17 protein-coding genes are annotated in these 18846 nt (G+C 71.9%); 7 read left to right on the top strand and 10 right to left on the bottom strand.

Translation table 11 applies throughout. From position 1 onward, the window contains the following. Positions 1-79 precede the first annotated feature (79 nt). Positions 80-802 (top strand): deoxyribose-phosphate aldolase, encoded by a 723-nt coding sequence (gene deoC / locus CWS50_RS08335; RefSeq protein ID WP_127842420.1) that lies wholly within the window; start codon positions 80-82, stop codon positions 800-802. A 140-nt stretch (positions 803-942) separates the two neighbouring features. Here deoC and CWS50_RS08330 read toward each other — a convergent pair whose 3' ends face one another. Then, entirely contained in the window at positions 943-2664 is a 1722-nt protein-coding gene (locus CWS50_RS08330; RefSeq protein ID WP_127842419.1) for a phospho-sugar mutase, read from the bottom strand. 223 nt (positions 2665-2887) lie between these two features. On the opposite strand from CWS50_RS08330, the gene CWS50_RS08325 reads away from it, so the two are divergent. Next, the gene (locus tag CWS50_RS08325) at positions 2888-3643 is read left to right on the top strand and encodes an LOG family protein (protein ID WP_127842418.1); all 756 of its coding nucleotides are present in this window, start codon (positions 2888-2890) and stop codon (positions 3641-3643) included. A 230-nt stretch (positions 3644-3873) separates the two neighbouring features. Next, positions 3874-4041, top strand: coding sequence for a DUF3117 domain-containing protein (locus tag CWS50_RS08320; RefSeq protein ID WP_127842417.1), 168 nt, complete (start codon positions 3874-3876; stop codon positions 4039-4041). A 177-nt stretch (positions 4042-4218) separates the two neighbouring features. Here CWS50_RS08320 and CWS50_RS08315 read toward each other — a convergent pair whose 3' ends face one another. After that, the gene (locus CWS50_RS08315; RefSeq protein WP_127842416.1) at positions 4219-4854 is read right to left on the bottom strand and encodes an O-methyltransferase; all 636 of its coding nucleotides are present in this window, start codon (positions 4852-4854) and stop codon (positions 4219-4221) included. Positions 4855-5061: 207 nt separating this feature from the next. Between CWS50_RS08315 and CWS50_RS08310 the strand changes: the two genes are divergently transcribed. Then, entirely contained in the window at positions 5062-5979 is a 918-nt protein-coding gene (locus CWS50_RS08310) for a twin-arginine translocase TatA/TatE family subunit (RefSeq protein ID WP_127842415.1), read from the top strand. A 109-nt stretch (positions 5980-6088) separates the two neighbouring features. Here the strand turns inward: CWS50_RS08310 and CWS50_RS08305 are convergent, their stop codons facing one another. From CWS50_RS08305 to CWS50_RS08295, 3 genes are read right to left on the bottom strand one after another with little or no spacing between them, the layout of a single operon-like run. Next, positions 6089-7234 (bottom strand): Mrp/NBP35 family ATP-binding protein, encoded by a 1146-nt coding sequence (locus tag CWS50_RS08305; protein ID WP_127842414.1) that lies wholly within the window; start codon positions 7232-7234, stop codon positions 6089-6091. Positions 7235-7243: 9 nt separating this feature from the next. Beyond that, the gene (locus tag CWS50_RS08300) at positions 7244-7864 is read right to left on the bottom strand and encodes a DUF1003 domain-containing protein (protein ID WP_127842413.1); all 621 of its coding nucleotides are present in this window, start codon (positions 7862-7864) and stop codon (positions 7244-7246) included. Further along, positions 7857-9149 carry a magnesium transporter MgtE N-terminal domain-containing protein gene (locus CWS50_RS08295; RefSeq protein ID WP_127842412.1) on the bottom strand — a complete coding sequence of 431 codons (1293 nt, stop codon included), beginning with the start codon at positions 9147-9149 and terminating at the stop codon, positions 7857-7859. The genes CWS50_RS08300 and CWS50_RS08295 overlap by 8 nt, the downstream gene beginning before the upstream one ends. A gap of 89 nt (positions 9150-9238) precedes the next feature. Between CWS50_RS08295 and CWS50_RS08290 the strand changes: the two genes are divergently transcribed. Together CWS50_RS08290 and CWS50_RS08285 are read left to right on the top strand one after the other, a co-directional pair. Then, complete coding sequence (locus CWS50_RS08290; RefSeq protein ID WP_243118251.1) at positions 9239-10078, top strand: YflT domain-containing protein; 840 nt, start codon at positions 9239-9241, stop codon at positions 10076-10078. A 3-nt stretch (positions 10079-10081) separates the two neighbouring features. Beyond that, the gene (locus CWS50_RS08285; protein WP_127842411.1) at positions 10082-10936 is read left to right on the top strand and encodes a sugar phosphate isomerase/epimerase family protein; all 855 of its coding nucleotides are present in this window, start codon (positions 10082-10084) and stop codon (positions 10934-10936) included. Positions 10937-11006: 70 nt separating this feature from the next. Here the strand turns inward: CWS50_RS08285 and CWS50_RS08280 are convergent, their stop codons facing one another. The 4 genes from CWS50_RS08280 to CWS50_RS08265 all read right to left on the bottom strand — a co-directional run bounded on the left by CWS50_RS08280 (position 11007) and on the right by CWS50_RS08265 (position 15685). Beyond that, the gene (locus CWS50_RS08280; RefSeq protein ID WP_243118250.1) at positions 11007-12203 is read right to left on the bottom strand and encodes a cation diffusion facilitator family transporter; all 1197 of its coding nucleotides are present in this window, start codon (positions 12201-12203) and stop codon (positions 11007-11009) included. Further along, the gene (locus tag CWS50_RS08275) at positions 12200-12631 is read right to left on the bottom strand and encodes an ArsR/SmtB family transcription factor (protein WP_127842410.1); all 432 of its coding nucleotides are present in this window, start codon (positions 12629-12631) and stop codon (positions 12200-12202) included. The genes CWS50_RS08280 and CWS50_RS08275 overlap by 4 nt, the downstream gene beginning before the upstream one ends. Before the next feature lie 115 nt (positions 12632-12746). After that, positions 12747-14411, bottom strand: a complete 1665-nt coding sequence (locus tag CWS50_RS08270; protein ID WP_127842409.1) for an aminopeptidase P family protein — start codon at positions 14409-14411, stop codon at positions 12747-12749. A gap of 110 nt (positions 14412-14521) precedes the next feature. Beyond that, complete coding sequence (locus CWS50_RS08265) at positions 14522-15685, bottom strand: Gfo/Idh/MocA family protein (RefSeq protein WP_127842408.1); 1164 nt, start codon at positions 15683-15685, stop codon at positions 14522-14524. Between the two features lie 148 nt (positions 15686-15833). On the opposite strand from CWS50_RS08265, the gene CWS50_RS08260 reads away from it, so the two are divergent. Next, positions 15834-16679, top strand: a complete 846-nt coding sequence (locus CWS50_RS08260; RefSeq protein WP_127842407.1) for a PHP domain-containing protein — start codon at positions 15834-15836, stop codon at positions 16677-16679. A gap of 133 nt (positions 16680-16812) precedes the next feature. Here CWS50_RS08260 and CWS50_RS08255 read toward each other — a convergent pair whose 3' ends face one another. Then, a complete protein-coding gene (locus CWS50_RS08255; protein WP_127843353.1) occupies positions 16813-18627 on the bottom strand; it encodes a DEAD/DEAH box helicase in 1815 nt (604 codons plus the stop codon). Positions 18628-18846 lie beyond the last annotated feature (219 nt).

Below are 18846 nucleotides of genomic sequence, written 5' to 3'. Positions count from 1 at the left end.
GGCCCCGTCCGGACACGGCTCCGGGCAGGCCTCGGGCGGCAGGGCCGGGCAGGGACATGAGGAAAGGACAGGCAACCGCATGAGTCATGCTGCTGGTAGCGTGCCGACGCCGTACCCCCGGGGCACCTGGCGTGGGCAGTCCGGTTCCACACCCACCCGGGCCGAGGTCGCCGCTGTCATCGACCACACCCTGCTGCGGCCCGAGGCCACGGGTGACCAGGTCGCCGAGCTCGTCGCCCAGGGGGCCAGGCTCGGCACCTTCTCGGTGTGCGTGTCCCCCAGCCAGCTGCCCGTGGCCGTTCCCGAGGGGCTGCGGGTGGCCACCGTCTGCGGCTTCCCCTCGGGCGCCCACACGGTCGCCGTCAAGGTCGCCGAGGCTCGTGAGGCCGTAGCCGGGGGTGCTGACGAGGTCGACGTGGTCCTCAGCCTGGCACGGGTCAAGGAGCACGACTACGGTGCCGTGGAGTCGGAGGTCCGCGCCGTCAAGGACGCCGTGGGCACCAGGCTCCTCAAGGTCATTATCGAGTCCGCCGCGCTGAGTGACGAGGAGGTCGTCGCCGTGTGCCAGGCCAGCGAGCAGGCAGGGGCGGACTACGTCAAGACCTCTACCGGCTTCCACCCCGCCGGAGGCGCCTCGACGCACGCGGTGGCCCTCATGCGTGCCACGGTGGGGGACCGCCTGGGTGTCAAGGCCTCCGGTGGCATCCGCACGGCACAGGACGCGGTGGCGATGCTCAGGGCTGGTGCCTCGCGTCTGGGAGTGTCGGCGACCGCCTCGGTGCTGGCGGGGCTGGCGGACTGAGCAGGGGCTGGCGTGGACGGTGCGGACTGGCGCGCGGACGGGCGCCGACCTGCTGGACGGCCCTGCGTTCCCCTGCCCCAGTATGTCGCGCAGGTACCCGACGAGTAGTCACGAGTAGTCGCACGACGTGACGGAGGCACTCAGCCGAGCCTGAGCACGCTGCGGAGGTCCTCCTTGATGGACTCCAGGCGGGCTGCGGCGGCCTTGCGGGCACGGGGGACCGACTCCTTGCCGACTGGCACGATCACCTCGCAGTAGCACTTGAGCTTGGGCTCGGTGCCTGAGGGGCGGATGACGACCCGGTCGTCAGCCGCTGTGGTCCACACCAGCCCGTCGGTGGCGGGCAGCCGTCCTCCTGCGCCGTCGGGCTTGCCGTCCCGGAGGTCGACGACTGTGGTCACCGGTGAGCCGGCCAGCCTGGGTGCCCCCTCCCGGCGCAGCCTCTCCATGGCCTCGGTGATGAGGGAGGTGTCGTCCACCCTGATGCTCAGTGGGCTGGTGGCGTGCAGCCCGTGCTCACGGGCCAGACGGTCGAGCAGGTCGATGACTGAGCGGCCCTGCTGCTTGAGGACGGAGACCAGCACCGCGACACGCACCGCCGCAGAGATCCCGTCCTTGTCCCGGACTGCGACCGGGTCCACGCAGTAGCCCAGTGCCTCCTCGTAGCCGTAGACCAGGTTGGGGACCCGGCTGATCCACTTGAAGCCTGTCAGGGTCTGCTGGTAGGCCAGCCCGTGGGTCTGGGCGATACGGCGCAGCAGACGGGAGGAGACGACCGAGCTGGCCAGCACCCCGTTGCCGGCGAAGGCCGCGAGCTCGGCCGCCTGCTCGCCCAGCAGCGCTCCCACCTCGTCCCCGCTCAGCTGGCGCCAGCCCTCCGTCGCCGAGGGGTCTGGCACGGCCACGCAGCAGCGGTCGGCGTCAGGGTCGTTGGCGATCACCAGGTCCGCGCCCTGGGACCGGGCCAGGGCGACGGCTAGGTCCAGGGCACCTGGCTCCTCAGGGTTGGGGTAGTCCAGGGTCGGGAAGTCCGGGTCGGGCTCCCACTGCTCGGCGACCTTGACCACGTCCTCGAAGCCGACACGAGCCAGTGCCTCCCGGCAGGTGTCTCCTCCTACCCCGTGAAGGGGGGTCAGGACGATCCTCAGGGGTGCGGCGGCACCCATGTGGGCCGCCTGAGCGGCCCGCTTCACGTACTCCTCACGCACTGTCTGCCCCACGGTCTGCCACCCCGCCTGCGGCATGGGGACGGAGGCCAGAGGGCCGACCGCCCTGATCGCCGCAGCGATGTCGGCGTCGTAGGGCGGCACGATCTGGGCGCCCTGGCCCCAGCCTGAGACCACCCGCCCACCCAGGTAGACCTTGTAGCCGTTGTCCTGGGGCGGGTTGTGGGAGGCGGTGACCATCACTGCGGCGTCAGCCTCAAGGTGGCGCAGGGCGAAGGCCAGGACCGGGGTGGGGCAGTGCTCCTCGAACAGGAGGGCACGGCCTCCGGCCCCGGTGACGACGGAGGCCGTGTCACGGGCGAACTGCTCAGAGCCTCTGCGGGCGTCGTAGCCGATGACGACAGTGAAGCCCTCACCGACCACGGAGCGCAGGTAGGCGGCCAGTCCCGTTGCCGCCCGGATGACCACGGCCCGGTTCATGCGGTTGGGGCCAGGTCCGAGGCGTCCACGCAGGCCAGCGGTACCGAAGGACAGGGGGGCGGCGAAGGCGTCCACCAGCTCGGCGGTGGCCTCGGGGTCGCCGTCGTGGTGGGCGCGCAGCAGGCGGGAGAGCTCAGCAGCGGTGGCGGGGTCCGGATCCTCGTCGATCCAGGAGGCGACTGCGGTGTCGAGAGTCGGCTCAGCAGGCTGGGTCATGGCGGCGACGCTACCGTGGGGGAGCGGGCAGAAAGCGGCATCATGACACCAGTCGCCGGTGTTTCCAGACACAGGACGGTGACCTACGACCTGATCCAGGACCTGCCGTGAGGGGCAGGCCGACCCGTTGGTGCGGTGGGACAGGGCGTGGCCTGCACAGACGTGGCGTCCGAGTCTGGCGGTGGTGCCGCCGACCAGGGTGTGGCTGGGGGAGGATGGCAGCATGAGTGACCGACAGACCTACCGTCGGGGGCCGGTGCTGCTGCGCGGCACCCAGATTCCCCACCAGACCACTGACGCACGTCTTCTGGACCAGCGTGGTGACAGCGACTGGCTCCACGCCGACCCCTGGCGGGTCATGCGCATCCAGGCCGAGTTCGTCGAGGGCTTTGGCGCCCTGGCTGAGCTGGGGCCGGCTGTCAGCGTCTTCGGCTCGGCCCGCACCTCGGCCAGCGACCCCGCCTACGCGGTGGCTGAGCAGGTGGGCGCGGGCCTGGCCCGCAGCGGGTACGCGGTGGTCACCGGCGGTGGGCCGGGGATGATGGAGGCTGCGAACAAGGGTTGCCACGAGGCCGGAGGCACCTCCGTGGGCCTGGGTATCGAGCTGCCGCACGAGCAGGGGATGAACGACTACGTGGACCTAGGGGTCAACTTCCGCTACTTCTTTGCCCGTAAGACGATGTTTGTCAAGTACTCCGACGGCTTTGTCGTCATGCCGGGCGGAATGGGGACCCTGGACGAGCTCTTCGAGTCCCTCACCCTGGTCCAGACACAGAAGATCTCCTCCTTCCCCATTGTGCTGGTGGACTCGGGGTACTGGTCAGGGCTCCTGGAGTGGGTCCGCTCCACCATGGTGGAGCGGGGGACGATCTCGCTACAGGACCTGCGGCTGGTGCACGTGGTCGACACCGCCGAGGAGGCTGTGAGGTACGTGGTCGCCGCTGCGCGGGGCGTGCGCAACGGTTCTGCGGGCTCCTGAGCGGGATGCACCCGGCTGAGTGCGGGCCGCGGACCTCAGGCAGCCCAGCCATGGACCCCAGCCATGTGCGCCAGCCATGGACCCCGTGCCTCCGTGCCCCCGTAGTGCGAGAATGCGGGCGTGAGGCGTGTCAGGGCGCACGGATCATCAGATGGTCATCTTTGTGATGGCGTAGACTTATCGGGGTCGCGCAACAATGAGTCCGCGCCGCACTGACGAAAGGTGATCACATGGCTGCTATGAAGCCCCGGACCGGTGACGGCCCTCTTGAGGTCGTCAAGGAAGGTCGTGCCATCATCATGCGAGTTCCCCTGGAGGGTGGCGGGCGCCTAGTCCTGGAGGTCACGGCGGACGAGGTCAGGGAGATGCGCGAGGCTCTCGCCAACGCGAAGATCTGAGACGCGTCTGAGACTCATCTCAGACGTAAGGACCTGCGCGGGGACCGCGCCGGGTCGGCACAGGGCTGTGGGGCGCCGTGGGAGCGCGCCACGGAGCAGGACCGGGTCTGTCAGGCCCGGTCCGCGTGCTTTGTCGTCTGTGTGTGCCTGTGTCTGCGTGCCTGCGTCGTAGCAGCCTCAGGCCTGTCTGACGGATACCAGGAGGCCGTCGCCCACCGGGAGCAGGATGGTGAGCAGCAGCGGGGAGTCACGCAGCGCCTTGCCCAGCTCGCGAGCCGCCACCGTGGTGGCGTCACGACGTGCCGGGTCGGCGACGTGGTCGTGCCACAGCGCCCGGGTCACGGCCAGCACCCCGCCGGTACGCAGCATACGCAGCGCGTAGTCAGCCAGGTCGACGGCGTCGCGCGGATCGACGTCAAGGACCACCATGTCGTAGCTGCGTGCCGCCATCCGGGGCATGACGTCGGAGGCCCGCCCCTGGATGACGCGGGTGCGTGACGGGGGAAAGCCGGCGAGGTCGAAGGAGCGCCGGGCCTGCCGCTGCAGCTCGGCCTCCACGTCGATCGTCGTCAGGACGCCGTCGGCCCCCATCCCACCCAGCAGCCACAGCCCGGACACACCGGTTCCCGTGCCGACCTCCGCCACGGACTTGGCCCCGACGGAGGCGGCCAGCACACGCAGCGCCGCGCCGGTACCCGAGGAGACGGGGGCGATGCCCAGCTCCAGGCTCCGCATCCGGGCCTGGGCGATGGCCTCGTCCTCCAGGGGAAAGTCCTCCGTGTAGGACCAGCTCAGTGTCTTGTCCGCACTCACTGTGACCCTCTTCCAGCCGCCGACCGTGGGGCGTGACCGCCCAGGCCGTATTGTCCCAGGAACCGGGGTGGATGAGGGGACCTGCCACATGCTGCGCCCAGCCCGCCTGGTCCGGCTCGCGGGCGGCAGGCTGGGACAGCAGACCGTCCTGGGCTGTTCTGAGCCGTTCGAGGCGGTGCCAGCGCAGGCCTCCCTATACTAGGTGGCGTGTTCGGCATCTCTGGCTCCGAGTTCTTCGTCCTCGTCCTGGTGGCGGTGATCGTGGTGGGCCCCCAGCGCCTGCCCGAGTACGCGCGCACGCTGACCCGGATGGTGCGTCGGCTGCGGCTGTACCTGGACAACGCCCGTGCACAGATCGCCGAGGAGGTGGGACCCGAGCTCGCTGACCTGGACCTGTCCGACCTCGACCCCCGTCAGTACGACCCCCGCAGGATCGTGCGTGACGCCCTGGGCGAGGACATCAACGCTATTCGGGAGGACCTGACCCACCCGTTCCGGTCCGTGGCCCAGACAGCCAGGGAGAGCTCGGCCGCTGCGGCCCAGGCGGTCAACGAGGCGGTGCGCACGGACCGTGCCCGTTCCCTGAGCGGGCAGATCAGCGAGAAGATCAGCGAGACGAGGGCACAGGCTGCTGCGGCAGCCGCCGCTGACAACAGTGCGGCGAAGACACAGGAGGCGAAGACACAGGAGGCACAGGCTGGTGCGGCAGCTGGTGGCGAGGTCAGCGCGCAGGGGGTGCAGAAGGCGCAGGAGGGTACTTTCTCAGGTGCAGGGGACGTCTCCCTGGACCCCGACATCCTGGACTCCGGCGTCCTGGACGCAGTCACTGAGCCAGTCACCAGGCCTGGTGCCGCTGGTGACCTGGCCGACGACAACCCGGCCGGGGGCGGCCCGGCCGCCGAGGACCCGGCCGAGGTGGTACCTGACCCGCAGGACCAGGGCTCAGGCCAGCAGTCGACAGCGGTGCCCTCAACCCTGGCGACTGCTGTCGCGCACGACACCTCCCAGGACAGCCTGCCCACCGGTGCCGGGCGTCCCCTGTCCCCGCGAGAGATCGTGCGTGCCGCCAACGCGGCTGCCCGTACCCGCGCCGAGGCGGCGGCAGTGGCCCTTGAGGACGTCTGAGCCTCCCACCCCCGGGGCCTCCCTGAAGCGGGGCCTCCCTGAAGCCGTCCGATCCCAGGTGCTGCCCGGGCCGGTCCAACACGGGCCGCAGGTGCCGGGGACGGGCGCATCACCTCACAGGCGTGACTCCCAGGCTCATGCCTGACAGGCCCCGCGCCCGGTGGGTGAGGCGCTGAGCCACAGCGACCAGCTCAAGAGCCGCAGGGGAGTCGGCCAGCGGCCTGCCGCCGTCGGCTGACGTGGCGGGGACGCCCGTGTCAGAGCCCTCGCGCAGGCGGATGTCCAGAGGCAGCTGGGCCAGGAGCGGGACCTCGTAGCCCAGGGTCTCGCTCAGGGAGGTCGAGACGATCTGGCCCCCGCCGGAGCCGAAGACCTCCAGCCTGGACCCGTCGGGCTGGGGCATGTAGGACATGTTCTCCACCACGCCCACGACCCGCTGGTGGGTCTGGGCCGCGATGAGCCCGGTGCGCTCGGCGACCTCGGCCGCAGCAGTCTGGGGCGTGGTCACGACCAGGATCTCCGCGTTGGGCAGGAGCTGGGCGACCGAGATCGTCACGTCCCCGGTCCCCGGGGGGAGGTCGAGCAGCAAGACGTCGAGGTCTCCCCAGTAGACGTCGGTGAGGAACTGCTGGACGGCGCGGTGCAGCATTGGCCCGCGCCACACCACCGGCTGGCGCTCCTCCACGAACATGCCGATCGAGATCACCTTCACGCCGTGGGCGGTCACGGGCACGATCATCCCGTCGAGCTGGGTGGGGACCTGGCTGACCCCGAGCATGCGCGGGATGGAGAACCCGTAGATGTCGGCGTCGACCACGGCCACGCTGAGCCCCTGGGAGGCCATGGCCGCGGCCAGGTTCGCCGTGACGGAGGACTTGCCGACCCCGCCCTTGCCGGAGGTGACGGCATAGACCCGGGTCAGGTTCCCCGGCTGGGTGAAGGGGACCACCGGCTCTGCTGCGCCCCCGCGCAGGCGTCGGCGCAGCTCGGCACGCTGCTCGTCGCTCATGACCCCCAGGGTGACGGACACGCTGGTCACGCCCTCAACCTGGCTCACCTCGCGCTGGGTGTCCCCGGTGATGGTGTCCTTGAGCGGGCAGCCGGCCACGGTCAGCAGCACACCGACGGACACGGCCCCGTCGTCACTGACCTCGACGGAGGACACCATGCCCAGGTCGGTGATGGGGCGGTGCAGCTCGGGGTCGTTGACGCGGCTGAGGGCCTCAAGGACGGCTTCCTGTGTGGGTGCGGACATACCACTATCCTATGACTGCGGAGAAGGGCCACCGCCGTGGCGAGCAGCACGTTCACGGTTCCGCGCCAAGGGCACCTGGCCTGGGGTGCGGTCTGTCCCGGGCGCGGGGCCGGGGGTCTCGGAGAGCTCGGCACGGGTGCGGCGCTCCTCGGCGAGGATCTCGCGCAGCATGTCGCGCAGCTCGGAGCGCACGAAGTCGCGTGTGGCCACCTCGTTCATCGCCAGGCGCAGGGAGGCGATCTCCCGGGTGAGGTACTCGGTGTCCTCCAGGTTGCGCTCGGCGCGCTGACGGTCCTGCTGGGCTGTGACCCGGTCGCGGTCGTCCTGGCGGTTCTGGGCCAGCAGGATCAGGGGTGCGGAGTAGGAGGCCTGCAGGGAGAGCATGAGGGTCAGGGCCGTGAACCCCAGGGAGGCCCGGTCGAACTGGAGCCTCTCCGGGCCCCAGGTGTTCCACCCCAGCCACAGCGCCACGAACACCGTCAGCCAGATGAGGAAGGCGGGGGTGCCGGAGAAGCGGGCGATGGCCTCGGAGACACGACCTGCCACGTCGGACTGGGAGGCCCCGCCCGGGCTGCGGCGCAGCCAGCGTGAGCGCTTGCGGGTCAGTGGTGTGTCCAGCGGCTCAGGCATTGGCGCTCCTCTCGATCATCTCGTCGGTGACCGCCTCGTCGGCCTCGCGCCAGTCGTCGGGCATGAGGTGGTCCAGGACGTCGTCGACGCTCACCGCGCCCAGGAGGCGGCCGGCGTCGTCGACCACGGGCAGGGCGGTCAGGTTGTAGGTCGCCAGGAGACGCGTGACCGTGCCGATGGAGTCCTGGGCGTGGACGGAGTCCACGTGGGTGTCCAGCACCGAGCCCACCATCTTCTGGGGCCGCTCCCGCAGCGCCCGCTGGATGTGCACCAGACCCAGGAGCCTGCCGGCGGGGGACTCCAGGGGTGGCCGGCACACGAAGGCGACTGCTGCCAGGGCCGGGGTGATCTCCGCCTTGCGCGCCTGGGCGAGGAAGGTCGCTACCGTGGCCTCGGGGGGCAGGATGATCGGCTCGGTGGTCATGAGGCCGCCGGCCGTGTAGTCGTCGTAGGCCATGAGGCGGCGCACGTCCCTGGCCTCCTCCGGCTCCATGAGGCTCAGCAGCTCTGCCGCCTTGGGCTGGGGCAGCTGGGCCACCAGGTCGGCGGCGTCGTCGGGCTGCATGGCGTCCAGGACGTCCGCGGCCCGCGCGGCGTCCAGGCTGGAGAGCATGGCCACGGCGGCCTCGTCGCCGAGCTCCTCCAGGGCGTCGGCCAGGCGCTCGTCACTGAGCTCGGCCACGACGCGGGCCTGGCTGGCCTGCGGCAGGTCCCGCAGCGCGTCGGCCAGGTCGGCGGGCTTGAGGTCCTCCATGGTGGCCAGCAGGGCGGTGGCCTCCTGCTGGGCCGCGCTGCCGGCCAGGCCCGCAACCTCCTCGGGGCGCACCGTGAGGCTCTCCCCCCGGCGCAGGCCCAGGGGGCCGCTGGAGCCACGCTGGACGAACAGGCGGGTCACCGTCCAGTCCATGCCCTGGTCCTGCTCGATGGCCACGTCACGCACCGTGACGGTGCCCGAGCCGTCCCTGAGGGTCACCACCCTGTCCAGGAGCTCGCCGACCACGAGGGTCTCGACGTTGCGCTGGTGGAAGCGGCGGATGTTCATCAGGCCGGTGGTGATGACGGCACCGGGCTCGATGGCCGTGACGCGCGACAGGGGCAGGAAGACGCGGCGCCGTGAGGCGACCTCGGTGACCAGGCCGACGGCGCGGGGGTTGCCGCGCGCCTCCAGCAGGACCACGACGTCACGCACCTTGCCGACTGCGTCCCCCAACGGGTCGAAGACGGAGGTGCCGATCAGCCTGGCGATGAAGACTCTGCTGGGGGCACGTGTCCTGCTGCTCTCCACAAGCCAATACTATGCGCCCTGTATACGCCCTGGGCGTTGGCGCGGCCCCATGCGGGCACTGGCTGCCGTGCGCGTGCGAGCATGTGCCCATGAGCGTCAACCTGACTCCGTCCCCCGACCTGGCCCGCTCCGGCGGCGCAGCCATGCCGCGCGGGGAGGAGATCGCCTCCTTCGCTACCTACGCCGAGGCCCAGCACGCCGTGGACGCCCTGTCCGACGAGGGCTTCCCCGTGCAGTACCTGGCGATTATCGGGACGGACCTGCGACAGGTGGAACGGATCACCGGGCGCATGAGCTGGGGCAGGGCCATCGCCTCCGGCGCCGGGTCCGGCCTGTGGATCGGTATCTTCTTCGGTGTCATGATGCAGCTGTTCAACCCCTCGGACTCGGCTCTTCCGCTGGTGGCCTGCGTCCTCATGGGAGTGGTGTGGGGGATCCTCTTCCAGGTGGCCAGCTACGCCCTGACCCGGGGTCGGCGGGACTTCACCTCCATCAGCCAGGTCATCGCCTCGCGCTACTCCATCATCGCCGCCCAGGACGCCAGGGAGGCCGCCCGGGCGCTGGCCCACGTGCCCGGCAACCTCACCCGAGGCGGCGAGGCCGCGCGCCGTGCCGAGGAGCGTCGCCGGGCCAGGGAGGCTGACAGGGGGCCCACCGCCTTCGGCTCACGCCCCGACGAGCAGCCTCGCTACGGGGTGCGCCTGCCCCAGGGCGCGGGCGGCCGACCGGTGGGCGACGCCATGGCGGGCACGGCAGGTGAGGTCACGGCAGTGACAGGGGGAGAAGTGACAGGGGAAGATGATGTGGAAGACACAGCAGAGAACGTCACGGTGCAGGGCGCCGCGAACGGGGGCACGGCCTCCGGGGGCGGTGGTGGTTCTGACCAGCCGGTCCACCCAGGCCAGTACGGCACGACGGGCCGGGACTGAGCAGTGCCGGTCCCCGTCGGTCTGTCGACAGCCTCGGTCTACCCTCCCAGCGCCCCTGCCGCCTTCGCCACGGCTGCCTCACTGGGCTTTGACGGCGTGGAGGTCATGGTCTGGAGCGAGAAGGCCACCCAGGACGCCCGCACCCTGGCGGGGCTGTCGGAGGAGCACGGCCAGCCGGTCCTGGCCGTGCACGCCCCGACGCTGCTGGTGACGCGCAGCGTGTTCGGTGCCGACCCCTGGGACAAGATCGACCGCTCCGTGGAGCTGGCCCACTACCTGGGGGCACCCACGGTGGTGCTCCACCCCCCGTTCTTCTGGCAGACCCGCTACGCCCGCTCCTTCGTGGCCGGGGTGGCCCAGCGGGAGGCCACCACCGGCATCCACCTGGCGGTGGAGAACATGTTCACCTGGCGCCCGCGAAACGCCCACTCCACGAGGGACTTCCAGGCCTACTCGCCTACCTGGGACCCGGTGGGGCAGGGGTACCGCTCCGTGACCCTGGACATCTCCCACGCGGCCACCTCCGGCTCTGACGCCCTGGCCATGGCCCGTGCCCTGGGCTCCACCCTGCGCCACCTCCACCTGACCGACGGCGTGCCCGGCCCGCTGGACGACCACCTTCTGCCGGGGCAGGGCAACCAGGACTGCGCGGGTGTCCTGGCCCACCTGGCGGCCACGGGCTTCGAGGCCCAGGGAGGGCAGGTGGTGGTCGAGGTCAAGACGGGCAGCATGAGTCCGGACCAGAGGCGTCAGGGGCTGGCTAGCGCCCTGGCCTTCGCGCGCGAGCACCTGGAGGGCAGGGGCGGGGACGTGCACGTGCCCGAGCCGGTACGCAGGCGCTACCGTCGGGAGAGGTGAGTCCGGCTCGTCCTGGCCTGTCTGCCGTAAGGGCCGTGACTGAAGGGCCGTGACTGTGTGCCACTGTGACCTAGTGTCCCAGGTGCTCGTGGTCGCGGTGCCGGGCGGGCTCGACCTGGAAGGTCGCGTGCTCGATGCGCACGGGGAAGTGGCTGGTGACGCACTCCTGGAGGGAGTGGAGGATCTGCTCGGCGTGCCCGTCGCGCAGGCACTGGTCCCTGACCACGACGTGCGCCGTCAGCACCGCCAGCCCGGAGGCCACTGTCCAGGCGTGCAGGTCGTGGACCTCCTCGACGTGCTCCACCGAGCGCAGGTGGCCGCGGACCTCGGCCAGGTCGAGCTCGGAGGGGACCCGCTCCATGAGGACGCTGCCCGTGGCGCGCAGCAGGGCGGCGGCCCTGGGGACGATGAGCGCCACGATGACCAGGGAGGCGACCGCGTCCGCACCGGTCCACCCCGTAGTCGCCACGACGGCGGCGGCCACGATGACTCCCAGGCTGCCCAGGGCGTCGTTGGCCACCTCCAGGAAGGCGGCACGCATGTTGAGGCTGTCCTCCCGTCCTCGCGCCAGGACGCCGAGCGACACCACGTTGGCTACCAGCCCGACCACACCCATGACCAGCATGCCTGGGGCCTCGACCTGCGCGCCGCCGAGCAGCGCCCCCAGCGCCCGCACGCCGACGAGGAGGCCGACGACGGCGAGCATGCCTGCCTGGAGCCCCGCGCCCAGGACCTCGGCGCGCCGCAGCCCCCAGGTGGAGCGGTCGGTGCGGGGCCGGGTCGACAGGTGCGCGGCGACCAGGGCCATGACCAGGCCTGCGGTGTCGGTCAGCATGTGCCCGGCGTCGGCCAGCAGCGCCAGAGAGCCGGTGAGGTGGGCGGTGACGACCTCGGCGAGGAGGATGGTGGCGGTCAGCCCCAGGGCGGTAGCGAGCCGCCCCCGGGAGGCGCCCGCAGTGTGGTCGTGGTGGTTGGCGGCGTGGTGGCTGCTGTGGCTGGTGTCGTGGCCAGCGTCGTCGCCGGTGCTGCTGTGGCTGCGACGCCTGTCACGGCTGCCGTGACTGCTGTGGTCGTGCTGGTCGGCGCCGTCGGGGCGGTTGCTGTGGCAGCCAGACGGGAGGTCCGAGCGGCAGGGGGTGTCCTGGTGGTGGTAGCGGGCTCCCGGGGCTGTCCCGGTCGTCGGCCCAGGCGACTGCTCAGGAGCGGGTCCAGGCGTCTTCTCCGGAGTCTGCTGGGGAGAAGTCTCAGGGGTCCTCTCAGGAGTCACGGTGCCTCCTGGACAGCATCCGTGGTGTCTGCGGTGTCCGTGGCGCCTACGGTGTCCGTGGTGTCTGCAGCGCCTGTGGTCTTTTGGGCAGCCGCCGCTGACCGGCTGAGTGCCGCAGCGGTGACCAGCAGCGCGGCGAGCTCGTCGGGGTGCTCCAGGGTGCTGACGTGCGCCCGGCCGTGGCTGTGGGTCGAGATCAGGCCCGCAGCCCGCAGGACGGCCAGGTGCTGGGAGACCGTCGACTGGGCCAGGCCCAGGTGCTGGGCAAGCTCGCCCACCCGGTGCTCTCCTCCGCGCAGGTGGCTCAGGATGGCCAGGCGGGTCGGGTCGCCCAGCGTGGAGAGGAGGGCAGCCAGGTCTGCCACGGCGTGGACGGCTGCCTCGTCATTGGTGACGTCGGTGGGAAGCAGGCCATGAACAATCGGCATACGACGATGATATCGGTGAGTAGCGAAGTAATGTCAAGAGGGTGGCCGCCGGACGGGGGGCAGGTGTGGGGTAGCCCCCTTAAGACGGCTTTAAGGTGGCGCGGCGCCGCCCGGCCTACCCCCTCAGGAGGCTGCTCACCCACTCCTCCACCTCAGGCACTGTGCGGGGGATGCCTGCGGTCAGGGACTCCACCCGGCCGTCCTCACGCACCACCACGTCGTCCTCGATACGCACCCCGGTGCCACGCAGCTCGGCTGGGACCAGCAGGTCGTCGGAGCGGAAGTACAGCCCCGGCTCGATGGTGAAGCACATCCCCGGCTCCAGCACGGCGTCCACGGAGGTCTCACGCCGGGCCTGGGCGCAGTCGTGGACGTCCAGGCCCAGGTGGTGGCTGGTGCCGTGCACCATCCAGCGGCGGTGGTACTGGCCCTCGGGGGCCAGGGAGTCCTGGGCGCTGACCCCCTCAGGCAGCAGGCCCCACCGCTCCAGGCGGTCGGCGATCACCTCCATGGCGGCGGCGTGGACGTCCCTGAAGCGGCAGCCCGGCTCGCTGGCCCGGGCGAAGGCGGCGTCGGCGGCGTCCAGGACCGCCTGGTAGACACGGCGCTGCGGCTCGGTGAAGCGGCCGTCCACCGGGAGGGTACGGGTGACGTCGGCGGTGTAGAGGGAGTCCGCCTCCACCCCGGCATCCACCAGGACGAGGTCCCCGGGGCGCACCGGGCCGTCGTTGGCGATCCAGTGCAGGGTGTTGGCGTGGTTGCCTGCCGCCGCGATGGTGTCGTAGCCCAGGCCGTTGCCCTCCTCCCGCGCGCGGGCGGCGAAGGCCCCCTCCAGGACGCGCTCGCCCCGTCGGTGCCTGACAGCCCTGGGCAGTGAGCGGATGAGGTCCTCCAGCCCCGCTCTGGTGGCCTCTACCGCGGCCCGGAGCTGGCTGACCTCCCAGGCGTCCTTGCGCAGCCTCAGCTCGCTGGCTGCCTCCGCGAGGCGGTCGTCAAGGTTCTGTGCCTCCTGGTCCCCAGGCAGCCCAGCCGCCTGACGAGTCGCTGCGACCAGGGCGGTGATAGCCGGGTCCGCCTCAGCGAGCACCCGAAGCCGCACCGAGCCCGGGCCTGCGTCCCTGGCCAAGGCGTCACCCAGGGTGTCGATGGGGGCGCAGCGGATACCGGTGGCTGCCTCCACCTCCTCCAGGGACGGGCGGGCACCGACCCACAGCTCCCCGTAGCGCGCGCTGGCGTAGAACTCCTCCGAGCTGCGGGAGGCGCGGGGGCGGAAGTACAGGACCGCCTCGTGGGTGGCGGCGGTCTGGGCGCCTGCTTGGGCGCCCTCTGCCCGGGCTACAGCGTGGGAGCCTGCCAGGGGCTCTAGGACCAGCACGGCGTCCGGCTCGAAGTCCGTCCCGGTGCCAACCAGGTGGGCGAAGGCGCTGTGGGGGCGGAACCGGTAGTCGCAGTCGTTGTTGCGCACCTGGAGGGTCCCGGCGGGCAGCACCAGCCGCTCGCCCGGGAAGAGCTGGCCCAGGCGCTGCCTGCGTGCTGCGGCCCAGGGGGCGGCGGGCAGGGGGGCGGGCAGGTCGTGGGACCTGGGGCCCCACCCGGAGGCGATGAAGTCACGGAAGGCCTGGTTGTCCGGCCGACGGGACCGGTTGTCCCCGCGCTGGGCCAGGGGTTGGGACGCCTCGGGGCGGGGGCTGTCGTCCACAGCGGCACCGGTGCCGTGCCCGGACGGACTCGCAGGGGTGGGGGCCGTCGCGGGAGCCGGGGGCGGGGAGGTGTCCGTCATGCCCCCATCATGCCACCACGATGCCGGAGAGGACGGCCGGGGAGGATGGTCAGGCGGCGGTCGGGGGAGGGCGGCCAGGGGGGCTGTGGAGACCGTGGTGGCCAGACGTGCTAGCCGGACTGGTCCGGGTCGTCGGCGGGGAACCGCACCCTGACCTGGGCGCGGGCCTGGGCCAGGACGTCCACAGCGGTGATGGAGGCGTAGACGGGGTGCAGGCCGGAGCCTCTCGCGCCGGAGCGCACCAGTCGGCAGACCTCAGCCAGCTCGTAGCCCAGCGCCGGGCCGTGGCGCTGCACGGACAGGTCCTGGAAGGCTGCCTGGGTACCGGTGCCCCTGCCACCGTGCCTGGCCGTGCCCCTGCCGTTGTCCCCGGTGAGGCCGTTGAGGGAGCTGCTGGCCGCTGGTCCACGCAGCTCGATGCGCTGGGGCCACTGGCAGTCGTCCATGACCAGCACGTCCTGCTCGGAGGCGATGAAGGAGTCGGCCCCGGCCGGTGAGGTCTTGGAGTGGGTGCACACAACCTCCAGGCCGCTGCTCTCGCCGTGGTCGTAGGTGAGGACCACCGTGCCGTGGGAGTCGGCGCCGGAGTCCAGGAGGTGGCCGGTGGCGGTGACCCGGTCCGGCGTGCCGAACAGGTGGATGGCCAGGCTGACGGGGTAGACCGCCAGGTCCATGAGGGAGCCTCCGCCTGCCGCCGGGTCGAAGGCGGGCGGGTTCTCCCCGGCCCGGTAGGCGTCCAGCCGGGAGGAGCGCTGCTCCTTGACCAGCACCGCGCGGCGCAGCCGCCCCATGCGGGGCAGGGTCTCGCGCAGCCTGGCCACGCCCGGCTCGTGGGCGGACAGCCAGGCCTCCATGAGGAAGCGGTCCGCCTCCCGAGCCGCCTGAGCCATTGCCTGGGCCTGGGCGACGGTCAGGGCGAAGGGCTTCTCCACCAGGACGTGGAACCCCGCCTCCAGGGCGGTGATCGTGTGCTCGGCGTGGAAGGCGTTGGGGGAGCCCACGTAGACCACGTCCACCGGCTGCTCGCTGCCGGGCCCGTGTGCCCGGAGCATCTGTGCCAGGCTGGCGTAGGAGGAGCCCACGCCGTGCTCCCTGGCGAAGGCGGCAGCGCGCTCGGCCCGGGCGGAGGTCACCGCGACGATCTGTGCGCCGGGCTCCTGGGCGACTGCCTCGGCGAACCACCGGGCGATGAATCCGGCACCGACGACGCCGAAGCGCACCGGGACCTGGCGCGGGTCGGCTGCCGGGAGGTCTGGGGCTGAGGAGGGAACCATGGGAGAAGTCTTCCACTGTCTCCCGGTGGCGTGGGGGCCTCAGGTCCCCCTGGCCTGCGCCCGGCCGGTCGTGACCCCGCCCTGGGGCCGCCGCGCGAGGCCTCAGGGCCGGGCCAAGACCGTAGCGGCGTCTGCCTAGACTGGACGGGTGCGCATCGACCCCCACACCCACTCGACCTGCTCCGACGGGACCGACACGCCGGAGCGGCTCATGGAGGCCGCTGCTGCGGCCGGCCTGGACGTCGTCGGCCTTACCGACCACGACACCACCGCCGGGTGGGAGCGGGCGGCGCGGGCCGTGGCCCGCACGGGCGTGGTGCTGCTGCGGGGCACGGAGGTCTCCTGCGCCAGTGAGGGGGTGACCCTCCACCTGCTGGCCTACCTCCACCGTGAGGACGACCCGACCCTGTCCGCCGCTTTGCGGCGCTCCCGCCAGTCGCGGGGGCTGCGCGCCCGGAGGATGGTCGAGCTCCTGGGCGAGGACTACCCCGTGACCTGGCAGGACGTGCTGGAGCAGTGCGGTGAGGACACCGTCGTGGGGCGCCCCCACATCGCTGACGCGCTCGTGGCCTGCGGGGCCTTTTCTGACCGGTCCGCCGTCTTTGCCGGACCGCTGGCCACCGGCTCGCCCTACTACGTGCCGCACTGGGCGCTGGACGCCGTCGAGGCCTGCCAGGTGGTCCGGGCAGCCGGGGGCGTGCCGGTGGTGGCGCATCCTCGCGCTGCCTCCCGGCAGCGTCGTCTAGTCCCCGACCAGACCTTCGCGGCGATGGCGGAGGCGGGCCTGGCCGCCCTGGAGGTGGACCACCGCGACCACGGCCCCGGGCAGCGGGAGGAGGCCCGCGCCCTTGCTCGGCGCCTGGGGCTGGGCACCAGTGGCGCCTCGGACTACCACGGCACCGGCAAGCCCAACCGGCTGGGGGAGAACCTCATGCCTCCCGAGCTCCTGGAGCGGGTGGTCGACGAGGGGGCGCTGCCCCTGGTCAGGCCCTGAGCGTGGCCGGACCCTGAGAGGCCTGGTCAGGGCCTCCGGGGCGAGGTGCCCCGGCGAGGCCCTGGGCGTCAGGTGACCGACGGCGCACCTGGCCCGGAGGGTGGGGCCTCAGGCTGTCAGTCAGCGCTCGCAGTCAGCGCTCGGCAGCAGGGCGGCCGCCGCGTGTGCGCCGACGGGTGCGCCTGCGGCGCGGCGTCCCTGCTGCCTGTGCACGCTCGGCCCCTGAGCTTCCGGTGCTCCCGTCGGAGCCTGCCGAGGAGCTGGGGCCGTCCTCCTCGGCCCGGGGCGGCCGTCGCGGGTCCTGGGCACGCCTGCTACCCACGCCACCACGACCTGCTGCGTGCGCGCTGCTCTCCTGCCCGCTGCGGCGTCCCCGGCCGCGCCGGGCCCGGCCGTCCTGCCCCGCACGGCCGTCGGAGTGGCCGCGAGAGCCCCCACGGCCTCGCTGCCTGCTGTCACCCCTGCCCTCGCGTACCCGCTTCCCGGTCTCGCCGAGGTCCTCGATCTCCTCCGCGTCCAGCCCGGCCAGGGTGCGCTGGTCGCGCGGCAGCCTGCCGGTGACCTCCCGGGGCACGGACAGGTCGGTGTAGAGGTGGTCGCTGGTGTGGTAGGTCTCCACGGGCTCCTGGACCGGCAGGCCCAGCGCCTTGGCGATCAGGCGCCAGCGGGGCACGTCGTCCCAGTCGACGAAGGTCACGGCGGTGCCCGAGCCCCCGGCCCGCCCGGTGCGCCCGATACGGTGGACGTAGATCTTCTCGTCCTCAGGGCACTGGTAGTTGACCACGTGGGTGACGTCGTCGACGTCGATACCGCGTGCCGCCACGTCGGTGGCCACCAGCACGTCCACCTTGCCCTTGCGGAAGGCTCGCAACGCCTGCTCACGCGCCCCCTGACCCAGGTCGCCGTGGAGGGCGGCGGTGGCGAAGCCGCGTGAGGCCAGGTCCTCGGCCACGCGGGCGGCTGTCCGCTTGGTCCGGGCGAAGACGATGGTGCGGCCCCGCCCTCGGGCCTGGAGGATCCGGGCCATGACCTCCACCTTGTTCAGGGCGTGGGTACGGTAGACCACCTGCTGGACCGTCTGGACGGTCATCCCGTCGTCACCAGGGTCCTGGGCACGCACGTGGGTGGGCCTGGTCATGTACCGCCTGGCCAGGGCCACCACGGCCCCCGGCATCGTGGCGGAGAAGAGCATGGTGTGGCGGTCCGCCCGGGTGCGAGACAGGATCTTCTCCACGTCCGGCAGGAATCCCAGGTCCAGCATCTCGTCGGCCTCGTCCAGGACGACAGTGGTGACGTGGGCCAGGTCCAGCACCCTGCGGTCCATGAGGTCGATGAGTCGGCCCGGTGTGCCCACCACGACCTCGGCCCCCTTCTCCACGGCCTCGATCTGGGGCTCGTAGGCGCGGCCGCCGTAAACCTGGATGATGCGCACGGTGCGCCTGGCGGCAGCGGTGGTCAGCTCCTCGGCCACCTGCTTGGCCAGCTCACGGGTGGGCAGGACGACCAGTGCCTGGGGAGACCCCGAGGCCGGGTCCTCGTCCCACCCCTCCTCACCGGGGCCCAGGGTATCCATGAGCAGCGGGATGCCGAAGCCGAGGGTCTTGCCCGTACCGGTCTTGGCCTGGCCGATGATGTCCTGCCCCTTGAGGGCAATAGGCAGGGTCAGGGCCTGGATCGGGAAGGGGTGGGTGATGCCCTTGTCCGCCAGGGCGTCGCAGATCTCAGGCTCGACGCCCAGGTCCGCAAAGGTCCTGCGGGCCGCAGTCTCCGTGCCTGCCTGCGTGTCCTCGCCGTCGGTGACGTCCGGGACGGACTCCTCCAGGACCGGCGCGTGGGCGCCGACCGTCTCGATGATCCCGGTGACTCCGGGGGTCTCGGTGACCCCGGCCGTGGTGTCGGTGGCGGGTGCTGAGACCTGGGCCGCGGCCTGGGCGGTCAGGGGCTCCACGGTGGTGTCCGTGGCGTTGTCGACGGTGTTGTCCACGGTGGCGTCCACGGCGGCTGTGCAGTTCTCGTCGGTCACAAGTGTCCTTGTCTCGGCGTACTATCTGTACTGTCTATCGGTACTGTCTCGGTGTGCGTGGTCGGGCTGCGTCCCGCGCGGTGAGCACGGTGGGTGAGCACAGTGGTCGTGGTGGCGGGCGGCAGGCCTGGCTCCGGGAGGACC

The organism is Actinomyces wuliandei (assembly GCF_004010955.1).
Classification (GTDB): Bacteria; Actinomycetota; Actinomycetes; order Actinomycetales; family Actinomycetaceae; genus Actinomyces; species Actinomyces wuliandei.
The sequence above is the reverse complement of the archived record's forward strand: the minus strand, read 5'-3'. Positions and strand labels throughout refer to the sequence as shown.

What these genes read in the sequence shown, in the direction of transcription:
- CWS50_RS08330 (WP_127842419.1), bottom strand. Translation starts at nt 2,664, where the DNA reads ATGACCCAGCCTGCTGAGCCGACTCTCGACACCGCAGTCGCCTCCTGG.
- CWS50_RS08270 (WP_127842409.1), bottom strand. Translation starts at nt 14,411, where the DNA reads ATGACGGACACCTCCCCGCCCCCGGCTCCCGCGACGGCCCCCACCCCT.
- CWS50_RS08325 (WP_127842418.1), top strand. Translation starts at nt 2,888, where the DNA reads ATGAGTGACCGACAGACCTACCGTCGGGGGCCGGTGCTGCTGCGCGGC.
- deoC (WP_127842420.1), top strand. Translation starts at nt 80, where the DNA reads ATGAGTCATGCTGCTGGTAGCGTGCCGACGCCGTACCCCCGGGGCACC.
- CWS50_RS08320 (WP_127842417.1), top strand. Translation starts at nt 3,874, where the DNA reads ATGGCTGCTATGAAGCCCCGGACCGGTGACGGCCCTCTTGAGGTCGTC.
- CWS50_RS08300 (WP_127842413.1), bottom strand. Translation starts at nt 7,864, where the DNA reads ATGCCTGAGCCGCTGGACACACCACTGACCCGCAAGCGCTCACGCTGG.
- CWS50_RS08275 (WP_127842410.1), bottom strand. Translation starts at nt 12,631, where the DNA reads ATGCCGATTGTTCATGGCCTGCTTCCCACCGACGTCACCAATGACGAG.
- CWS50_RS08305 (WP_127842414.1), bottom strand. Translation starts at nt 7,234, where the DNA reads ATGTCCGCACCCACACAGGAAGCCGTCCTTGAGGCCCTCAGCCGCGTC.
- CWS50_RS08290 (WP_243118251.1), top strand. Translation starts at nt 9,239, where the DNA reads ATGAGCGTCAACCTGACTCCGTCCCCCGACCTGGCCCGCTCCGGCGGC.
- CWS50_RS08265 (WP_127842408.1), bottom strand. Translation starts at nt 15,685, where the DNA reads ATGGTTCCCTCCTCAGCCCCAGACCTCCCGGCAGCCGACCCGCGCCAG.